Source organism: Pantoea sp. B65 (assembly GCF_047308185.1).
Lineage (GTDB): Bacteria > Pseudomonadota > Gammaproteobacteria > Enterobacterales > Enterobacteriaceae > Erwinia.
Genome location: NZ_JAHXPU010000010.1, coordinates 1 through 2300, shown reverse-complemented (window position 1 = coordinate 2300; position 2300 = coordinate 1). Strand labels below are relative to the sequence as shown.

At 54.3% G+C, this 2300-nt stretch carries 1 protein-coding gene and 1 pseudogene; both read right to left on the bottom strand.

The genetic code is table 11. The features are described 5' to 3' along the window. A pseudogene (locus JWF83_RS00825) lies at window positions 1–854 on the bottom strand (RHS repeat protein); the annotation flags it as partial. A gap of 77 nt (window positions 855–931) precedes the next feature. Next, window positions 932–2300: RHS repeat-associated core domain-containing protein (locus JWF83_RS00820; protein WP_413648005.1), on the bottom strand; the 1369-nt coding region annotated here is incomplete at its 5' end.

Below are 2300 nucleotides of genomic sequence, written 5' to 3'. Positions count from 1 at the left end.
TCCTCGCGCAGTTTTTGTCCGGCGGCGGACCAGCTGAGGTTTTTCACGATCACCTGTTCCGCTGCGCCCTGCAGCGTCAGCCAGCAGCCCTTCAGCTGCCCGGCGATATCGTATGCCCGGCGCTGGCTGTTGCCCATGGCGTCCGTGCTGCTGAGCACGCTGCCGCTGGCGTCTGCGCTGCTGCGGCTGGTGAACCGCTCAGTCTCCAGCAGATCCTGCCAGGCGGATTCATCACCCTGCCAGTCAGCTTCGCGCGTTTCCGCCAGCAGCTGGCGGCTGACGGCTGACGGCGTGCCGGTCAGGGCGATACTGTCGGTCCGGCTGAGTCCGGCGCTGTCATAATGGCGCACCGGCTGACCGGCCAGATTAAATGCCTTGTCCGCCGCGCTGTCAGCGGCCCAGACAAAGCGTTCGCTGATCCGTGCGGTCTGACCGGCGGGCTGTTCGGTGACCGTCAGCGGGCGGCCGGGCAGGGTATTCGCCTCATACAGCCAGCGGTGCGTGGTGCCGGTGGCGGAGATAGCCAGATGCGGACGCCCGGCAATATCCCTCAGCGCAATGCGGGTGCCGGCATCGACACTGTCGGTGCGCAGACTGTCGCCGTGAAGTGCGGGCAGCCAGCGAAAGTTAGGGTTCAGCGTTTCGTCAGTCTGCTGCCGGCTATACAGGCGCGGGTCGATGCTGCCGATGATTTGAGCGCGGGCATTATAGTTATTGCGGGTAATCCGCTCATCGGTCACGGCGGCGGAGTCCGGGTGGCGGTGATAGCGGAGCATGCGCACCGCCAGCCCGCGGTTATCGGTGACCGTGATCTGCGGCGTATTGCGGTACAAGCTGAGAGCAGTACTGTTCATTGTAGACTCCTGAAAGTCAGACCAAAAAAGAGCAACTGAGAAAGCGAATGATTTGTTATATTTTCAATTTCTGTATTTCAGAAATCTCTGAAGCTATAATTATAACGGGCGCGCGCAACTTTAATGGCGGCCCATCCGACAGTGTCGGGATTCCTTGCCGCGCTGGACTGTCGGTAATAAATATATTTATTGAATAGTTCGGCGCTCTCAGCGTCAGTAAGCGTCTGGCCTGTTATCGCCCGCACGTTGTCAGCTATTTCTTCGATATCAAAAAAATAATTTATGCTTTTTGCATGAGTGCCCATTGCTAATACTTCTTGTGAGTTTTCCTCATGGGTACTGCCGCCAAGATACCACGAATCATAAGTGCCGGCGCCAGTAAAATGTAAACCAATACGGGTATCGGTGACCGTTTCCATATGACTAAATTCATGAATCATTGTCATTGTTCTTTGATTTTGCGTGTAATTGAAAAACTCTTCAAAAATGATAACAGCACCCTCATCCGAAATTGCCTGAGCTACTGCGCCAGGGAAACGCCTTGAATTACTGAACTGCACAATTCTTGATTTTTTAATATGAGGGAGATCGAAAATTTCTAATGCGTTATGTGTCTCCTTCCAGACCCGGACGATTGATGAAAATGGCACCGGTTCCGCTTTACCTATAAAGGGTTCAAGTATTTTAGCTGTTTCAGCCGGATGGTTTTCAGCCATAAAGAGCGCATACTCAAGGGTTTTTTTTGCATTTGTTATCGCATTTTCAACCATAAGACCCTGAGTATAATTTCGTTTATACATATGCGTCAGATTTTGTGAAAGAATATTTGATAAATGCAATTTAGCTTTCGGGAATATGCTTTCCTGAAACAGACGTTGGTCTGTATCAGGGTGCCAACGAATTCTGACTAAGCCATTAGGATCACGATAACTGACCGGGTTATTCCTTACCATCTGGTACAGGTTTAACCCGTCAGTCGCCCCGGCCGGATCGGCGCTCAGCCAGCGCCCGGCCCAGCACTGATAATAACGGTAACCGTAGTAATACAGCCCGCTGGCATCACGCTCCTTGCCGCTGTAGCGGCGGGTTTTATACTCCGCTTCCGCCTGACTTCTTGCCGTGCGGATCGCCGTACCGCCATACGGGTAATACTCCTCCTGACTGATTAACTCACCCTGTGCATCCACTTCCAGCCCGCTGCTGCCGGTGAGGTTATCGTAGCTGTAGCGCAGCGAGTTATTGCTGATACCGGCGGGCAGTCCGCTGTGCCAGTGCAGCAGCCGCACCTGCGCCGCACCGGCTTCACCGGCGGTGAGGGTGTGCAGCTCCGCCTTCAGGGTTTCGCCAGTATGGCTGGTGTGCCGCTCAAGGCCGGGTAAATAGGTTACCCTCTGCGTCTGCAGGCTGTTGCCGCTCTGGCGGCGGCTGACTTTACTGATACGCATG